Origin of the sequence: Herbiconiux sp., assembly GCF_023264855.1 — a bacterium.
Classification (GTDB): domain Bacteria; phylum Actinomycetota; class Actinomycetes; order Actinomycetales; family Microbacteriaceae; genus Herbiconiux.
This window is the reverse complement of the sequence record NZ_JAHFUW010000090.1, coordinates 1-6,935: the sequence shown is the minus strand read 5'-3', so window position 1 is coordinate 6,935 and position 6,935 is coordinate 1. Positions and strand designations below refer to the sequence as shown.

The window sequence follows — 6,935 nt, the reverse complement described above, 5'->3', positions numbered from 1 at the left end:
GGCACCTTCGACGTCTACGCCTCGGAGGAGAACTTCCTGCTCGGCGCCTTCGTGTTCGAAGACGTCGGAGTCACCGCCTACAAGGGTGCGGCGCCGCTGATCGCCAACAAGACCTACCTCGAGGCCGCCGCCGGCATCCTCTCGGTCGAGGCCTACCACGCCGGAATCGTGCGGAACGCGCTCTACTCGCTCGACCTGGATGCGGCGGCGAACGCCATCTCGGACGCCCGCGACAGCCTCGACTCCGGCACCGACCTCGACCAGGGCATCACCGTGAACGGCAAGGCGAACCTCGTGCCCACCGACAAGAACGGCATCACCTTCAGCCGCACGCCGGGCCAGGTGCTCAACATCGTGTTCCTCAACCCCGCGCCCGTCACCAAGGGCGGCTTCTTCCCGGCCGGCGTGAACGGCGACATCACCACCAGCGCCGGCTGACGAGGGGCGGATGCGGGTGCCGGCCTCGCGGGGGCAGGCCGGCGCCCGTTGTCTGTCAGGGCTGTGCGGCGAGTCGGTCTAGGAGGCCGACGGCTTCCGTAGGCTTTCGGTGATCACGCGCATCGCCGAGGTGTCGGCGAGCGTCGCCGTGTCGCCGACGGAGCGGTTCTCGGCCACATCGCGCAGCAGGCGCCGCATGATCTTGCCCGAGCGCGTCTTCGGCAGTTCCGGAACCACCAGGATGCGCTGCGGCTTCGCGATCGGCCCGATCTCCGCCGCGACGTGGCTCTTGAGGGCCGTCACGATCGCATCCTGATCGCCGCCCAGCGACTCCGTCGCGCCGCGCAGGATGACGAAGGCCACGATCGCCTGGCCGGTCGTCGGATCCGCGGCGCCCACCACGGCCGCCTCGGCCACGGCGAGGTGCGACACGAGCGCCGACTCCACCTCCATGGTGGAGATGCGGTGCCCCGAGACGTTCATGACGTCGTCGACGCGGCCCAGCATCCAGATGTCGCCGTCTTCGTCGTACTTGGCGCCGTCGCCGGCGAAGTAGTAGCCCTGCGTCCTGAAGCGATCCCAGTAGACCTCCTGGGCGCGGGCCGGGTCGCCCCAGATGCCGCGGGTCATCGAGGGCCAGGGCCGGTCGATCACGAGGTAGCCGCCTTCGCCGGGCTCGACCCGCTCACCCTGCTCGTCGACGACCTGCACCGAGATGCCGGGGAGCGCGCGCTGGGCCGATCCGGGTTTCGTGGCGGTCACTCCGGGGAGCGGAGCCACCATGATGGCGCCGGTCTCGGTCTGCCACCAGGTGTCGACGATGGGGGCCTGCCCGCGGCCGATGTTCTCGCGGTACCACATCCACGCCTCGGGGTTGATGGGTTCGCCCACGCTGCCGAGCAGGCGCAGCGAGCCGAGGTCGTAGGAGGCGGGGATCTGGTCGCCCCACTTCATGAACGTGCGGATGAGGGTGGGCGCGATGTAGTAGATGGTCACGCCGTACTTCTCGATGATCTCGAAGTGCCGGCCCTCGTGCGGGGTGTTCGGCGTTCCCTCGTACATCACCTGGGTGACCCGGTTGGCGAGCGGGCCGTAGACGATGTAGCTGTGGCCGGTGATCCAGCCGACGTCGGCGCCGCACCAGTACACGTCGATGTCTGGGTCGAGGTCGAAGACGGCGTCGTGCGTGTAGGCCGCCTGGGTGAGGTAGCCGCCGCTGGTGTGCAGGATGCCCTTCGGCTTGCCCGTGGTGCCGCTGGTGTAGAGGATGAACAACGGATGCTCGGCCCCGAACGCCTCGGGCGTGTGCTCGGGCGACTGGCCGTCGACCAGCTCGTGCCACCAGAGGTCGCGGCCGTCCCGCATGGGCACGAGGTCGGTGAACATGCCGCCGATGCGCTGCACCACGAGCACGTGCTCGACCGTCTCGGCGCCGTCGAGGGCCTCGTCGACGTTGGTCTTCATGGGGGCTGAGGATCCGCGGCGCCATTGGCCGTCGGAGGTGATCACGAGCCGGGCTTCCGCGTCGTCGACGCGGGCGCGCAGGGCGGCGGGGGAGAAACCGCCGAACACCACGCTGTGCACGAGGCCGAGGCGTGCGCACGCCAGCATCGAGATGACGGCCTCGGGGATCATCGGCAGCTGGATGACCACGCGGTCGCCGGCCACCAGGCCGAGGCCGCTGAGCGCGTTCGCCGCGCGGCTCACCTCGTCTTTGAGCTCGGCGTACGTGATGTCGCGGGTGTCGCCCGGCTCACCCACCCAGTGGATGGCGACCTGGTCCCCGTGGCCGGTCTCGACGTGCCGGTCGACGCAGTTGTAGGCCACGTTGAGGGTGCCGTCGACGAACCAGCGCGCGTGCGGCGGGTTCGACCAGTCGAGCACCTCGGTGAACGGGGTCGCCCAGTCGAGCCGGTTGGCCTGCTCGGCCCAGAAGGCGTCGTAGTCGGCGGCCGCGCGGTCGTAGGCCTCGGCCGTCAGGTTCGCGCCGGCGGCGAAGGCCTCGCTCGGCGGGAAGGTGCGCGACTCGTGCAGCAGGTTGTCGAACACCTGCGGCAGATCCTGCAACTGGATGCGGTTCTGTTCGTCGGCCACTGGGGATCTCCTCGTTGAAATTCGCCGGAACCGGATGCTCGGGGCTTGCCTTCGCATCCGGTGCCAGTATCCTGTCACTCAGTGCCATATCGTGCAACACGAGATGGTTTCGGCCTCGTGAACACCTCGACCGTCGAAGGAGACGCGCCCATGCCCAGCCCGGCAGAGCTCAACGCCCGACTGCGTGTCGGCGCGCTCGAACTCTTCGAGGCGAAGGGGTTCGACGCGACCACGGCCGAAGACATCGCGACGGCGGCGGGGATCAGCCGCCGCACGTTCTTCCGGTACTTCCCGGTGCGCGAAGACGTGCTGTTCTCCGACCACGCGGTCTACCTGCTGCTCGTCGAAGAGCGGTTGAGCAGCGCCTCCGGCGAGCCGATCCGGGTGGCGGGGGAGTCGCTGCTGCCCGTGCTCGAGGGCCTGGTGACGGATGCCTCGTTCGTGGCACGCCGTGCCGCGCTGGCGCGCGACAACGTGCCGCTGCGCGACCGTGAGGTGCTCTGGATGCGCGAATACCAGGAGCTGCTCGCGGCCCACCTGGCGCGGCAGGATCTCGGCGGTCGCAGCGCGATCTTCGCCCAGATCGTGGCGGCGGCGGTGCTGGCCGCGTTCAGCCAGGTCATCGTGCGCTGGCTGGAGTCGCCCGCCACCGAAGACCCGCGAGCCCTGTTCGCCGAACTCCTCGACGAGATCGCGGAGTCGATGGGCGAATCCGGAATCCGCGGTCGAGGCCCCGGCCCCGAGCATCCGGAGCGCCCCGGAGTCGTCGTCATCAACTCGGGCCTCAGCGCCGAGCAGATCGCCCACCTGATCGAAGGAGCCCGCCCGTGAACCGATTCGTCTTGATGGGGCCTCCCGGCGTCGGCAAGGGCACCCAAGCTGCTCGGCTGTCTCGGCGGCTGGGCATCCCCGCGATCTCGACGGGCGACCTGTTCCGCGAGCACGTGCGCACCTCGACGCCGCTGGGGCTCGAGGTGTCGGCACTGATCGCCGCGGGCTCGTACGTGCCCGACTCGGTGACGAACGCGATGGTGGCCGAGCGGATCGGGGCTCCGGATGCCGCGGCCGGCTTCATCCTCGACGGCTACCCGCGCACGCTCCCGCAGGTCGCGGAGCTCGATCGGCTGCTCGCGATCACGGGAGACGCGACGCCGCTCGACGCGGTGCTGCTGCTCGAGGCCGACACCACGGAGGTGGTCTCCCGCCTCCTCCTCCGAGCGGCCGAGCAGGGCCGCGCCGACGACACCCCCGACGTCGTGCGCCGCCGCATCGAGGTCTACGAGTCGGAGACGGCCCCGCTGGCCCGCGCCTACGCCGACCGCGCCCTCCTCACCACCGTCGACGGCCTCGGCACCCCCGACGAGGTCGAACACCGCATCGCCGCCGCCCTCGATGCGGTGCATCTCACGCGCTGAGAACGGCGCGCACCGACAGCCGGGTGGCCTGTGGACAGGGCTGGGCCGCGATAGCGTTGTCGGGGCGCGTGGCAGTGGGCTGGGCGACGGACGGGGGAATGCGGATGTCGGTCGGACTGCTGGCGGTTGTCGATGACATCCTGACCGCCGCACTCAAGGCGAGCGCCAAGACCGCCGGGGTCGTGATCGACGACGCGGCCGTCACACCGCAGTACGTGCAAGGGTTGACGCCGGCGCGCGAGCTGCCGGTGGTGCGCAACATCGCGCTGGGGAGCCTGTTCAACAAGTTCGTGATCATCATCCCGATCGCGCTGCTGCTCACCGCGTTCGCGCCGTGGGTGCTGCCCTACCTGCTGATCATCGGCGGAACGTACCTGTGCTTCGAGGGCGCCGAGAAGGTGCTCGAGTGGTTCGGGTTCCATCACGCCGCGGGGGAGACCGACGACCGGGACGAGCGCAAACTGGTGTTCGGCGCCATCCGCACCGACCTCATCCTGAGCACCGAGATCATGCTGATCGCACTGGCGAGCTTGGATGCCGATTTCGGAATATGGATGACGCTGGGCGCGCTCGCCGTGATCGCGCTCGCGATGACGCTGCTGGTCTACGGCGCCGTCGCGCTGCTGGTGAAGATCGACGACATCGGGCTGCAGATGATGAAGAACCCGGCTCGCCGGGTGCGCCGCACGGGCGTGCGGATCGTCGCCTCGATGCCGGCGGTGTTCCGTGTGATCAGCATCGTGGGTACGGTGGCGATGCTCTGGGTGGGCGGCCACCTGGTGATCGCGAACCTCGCCGAGACGTTCTGGACGGGCCCGTACGACCTGCTCCACGTAGTGACGCACGCGATCGAGGCGGCCGGTCCGGTGATCGTCTGGATCGCGGACACGGCCGTCTCGGCAGTGTTCGGCCTCGTGCTCGGCCTGCTCGTGGTGGCGGTCGTGCTCGGGCTGACGCGCCTGTTCCGCCGCACCCCCGCCGAGGCATCCGCGCACTGACGCCGGCCCGGCCCCAGTGAATTCACCGGGACCCGGTCGGCGGGTGTGTCAGTACTTGTACGACTGCCCGCCGTCGATCGGTACGACGGTCGCGTTCACGTAGCTCGCGTCGTCGCTGAGCAGGAAGGCGACGACGGCGGCGATCTCGGGGGCCTCGCCGTAACGCTTGGTGGGGTTCGCCTGGATGAACTGCTCGGCGGCGGCGCGCGGGTTCTCGGGGTCGAGCTGCTTCATCGAGTTCTCGACCATGGGGGTCCAGATGGCTCCGGGCGCGATCGCGTTGATCCGGATGCCGAACTGGCCGTACTCGACGGCGGAGTTGCGGGTGAGCCCCACGACGCCGTGCTTGGCCGCCGCGTAGCCGGACTGGTTGCCGATGCCGCGGATTCCGCCCACGCTGGCCGTGTTCACGACCATGCCGGAGCCCTGCTCGCGCATCACCTTGAGCACCTTCTCGAGGCCGAGGAAGACGCCGCGCAGGTTGATGGCCACGACCTTGTCGAACTCGGCGGCGGTGAACTCCTCGGTCAGGTTCTGACGGCCTTCGATGCCGGCGTTGTTGAAGAAGCCGTCGATCCGGCCGTACTTCGCGACGGTGTCGGCGACGTAGCGGTCGACGTCGTCCTCCTTCGAGACGTCGGCGAGGAGCGTGAGCACCTCGGCGCCCGGGGTAGCGGCCTCGATGGCTTCGACGGATGCGGCGAGACCCTGCTCGGAGACATCGACGAGAGCGAGCTTGGCGCCCTCGGTGGCCAGGCGCACGGCGGTGGCGCGGCCGAGGCCGGAGCCTCCGCCGGTGATGAGGACGACGCGGTCGGTGAAGCGGTTCACGATGATGCCTTTCGAGCGAGGTGGGTTAGCCCATTCTACGCCTGTACTTACAGGCAATTGCGGTGCGCACGGCGGCGGCGAACCGCCATGCGCACCGCGCATCGCTCCGTGCGGCGAGTCAGGCCGCGTCGAGGTAGCCGTTCGGGTTCAGCACATACTTCTGGGCGGCGCCGGCGTCGAACTCGGCGTAGCCGCGCGGCGCGTCCTCGAGCGTGATCGCGGTGGCGTTCACGTTCTTGGCGATGTGCACCTTGTCGTGCAGGATGGCCATCATCAGGCCCCGGTTGTACTTCATCACGGGGCACTGGCCGGTGGTGAACGACAGCGACTTGGCCCATCCGGTGCCCAGGCTGAGCGACAGCGCGCCCTTCTTGGCGGCGTCGTCGATGCCGCCCGGATCGCCGGTCACGTAGAGGCCCGGGATGCCGAGGGCCCCGCCCGCCGCCGTGATGTCCATCAGCGAGTTCAGCACCGTGGCCGGGGCCTCGTGGCCGGAGTCGCCGCCGTGTCCGCGCGCCTCGAAGCCGACGGCGTCGACCGCGCAGTCGACCTCGGGCACGCCGAGGATCTGCTCGATCTGGTCGGCCGGTTCGCCCTGGGTGAGGTCGACCGTCTCGCAGCCGAAGCTCCGGGCCTGCGCCAGCCGGTCGGCGTTCATGTCGCCCACGATCACCGCGGCGGCGCCCAGCAGCATCGCGCCGGTCGCGGCGGCGAGGCCCACGGGCCCCGCTCCGGCGACGTACACCGTCGACCCGACACCGACGCCGGCGGTGACGGCGCCGTGGAACCCGGTCGGGAAGATGTCGGAGAGCATGGTCAGATCCATGATCTTCTCCAGCGCCTGGTCGCGGTCGGGGAACTTCAGCAGGTTCCAGTCGGCATAGGGAACGAGCACGAACTCGGCCTGCCCGCCGACCCAGCCGCCCATGTCGACGTAACCGTAGGCGCTGCCGGGCCGATCCGGATTCACGTTCAGGCAGATGCCGGTCTTGCGCTCCTTGCAGTTGCGACAGCGGCCGCAGGCGATGTTGAACGGCACCGAGACGATGTCGCCCACCTTGATGAACTCGACGTCCGGACCCACCTCGACCACCTCGCCCGTGATCTCGTGCCCGAGCACGAGGTTCGCCGGGGCGGTGGTGCGCCCGCGCACCATGTG

7 protein-coding genes are annotated in these 6,935 nt (G+C 69.6%); 4 read left to right on the top strand and 3 right to left on the bottom strand.

Going from position 1 to position 6,935, the window contains the following annotated elements; all coding sequences use genetic code 11:
* Positions 1 to 438, top strand: a 438-nt coding sequence (locus Q0D75_RS20805; protein ID WP_291057769.1) for a ferritin-like domain-containing protein, incomplete at its 5' end; no start/stop codon positions are given.
* A gap of 78 nt (positions 439 to 516) precedes the next feature.
* Here Q0D75_RS20805 and acs read toward each other — a convergent pair.
* The gene (gene acs / locus Q0D75_RS20800; protein ID WP_291057767.1) at positions 517 to 2,532 is read right to left on the bottom strand and encodes an acetate--CoA ligase; all 2,016 of its coding nucleotides are present in this window, start codon (positions 2,530 to 2,532) and stop codon (positions 517 to 519) included.
* A gap of 150 nt (positions 2,533 to 2,682) precedes the next feature.
* Here acs and Q0D75_RS20795 point away from each other — a divergent pair, with 150 nt between their 5' ends.
* The 3 genes from Q0D75_RS20795 (at position 2,683) to Q0D75_RS20785 (ending at position 4,945) form a co-directional block, all read left to right on the top strand.
* On the top strand, positions 2,683 to 3,363 hold the full coding sequence (locus Q0D75_RS20795) for a TetR family transcriptional regulator (RefSeq protein ID WP_291057765.1): 681 nt from the start codon (positions 2,683 to 2,685) through the stop codon (positions 3,361 to 3,363).
* A complete protein-coding gene (locus tag Q0D75_RS20790; protein WP_291057763.1) occupies positions 3,360 to 3,947 on the top strand; it encodes an adenylate kinase in 588 nt (195 codons plus the stop codon). Before Q0D75_RS20795 ends, Q0D75_RS20790 begins: the two co-directional genes overlap by 4 nt.
* A 104-nt stretch (positions 3,948 to 4,051) precedes the next feature.
* Entirely contained in the window at positions 4,052 to 4,945 is an 894-nt protein-coding gene (locus Q0D75_RS20785) for a DUF808 domain-containing protein (RefSeq protein ID WP_291057762.1), read from the top strand.
* A 48-nt stretch (positions 4,946 to 4,993) separates the two neighbouring features.
* Here Q0D75_RS20785 and Q0D75_RS20780 read toward each other — a convergent pair whose 3' ends face one another.
* Together Q0D75_RS20780 and fdhA are read right to left on the bottom strand one after the other, a co-directional pair.
* The gene (locus Q0D75_RS20780) at positions 4,994 to 5,776 is read right to left on the bottom strand and encodes a glucose 1-dehydrogenase (protein ID WP_291057760.1); all 783 of its coding nucleotides are present in this window, start codon (positions 5,774 to 5,776) and stop codon (positions 4,994 to 4,996) included.
* Positions 5,777 to 5,894: 118 nt separating this feature from the next.
* On the bottom strand, positions 5,895 to 6,935 hold a 1,041-nt coding region (fdhA, locus tag Q0D75_RS20775; protein ID WP_291057758.1), incomplete at its 5' end, for a formaldehyde dehydrogenase, glutathione-independent.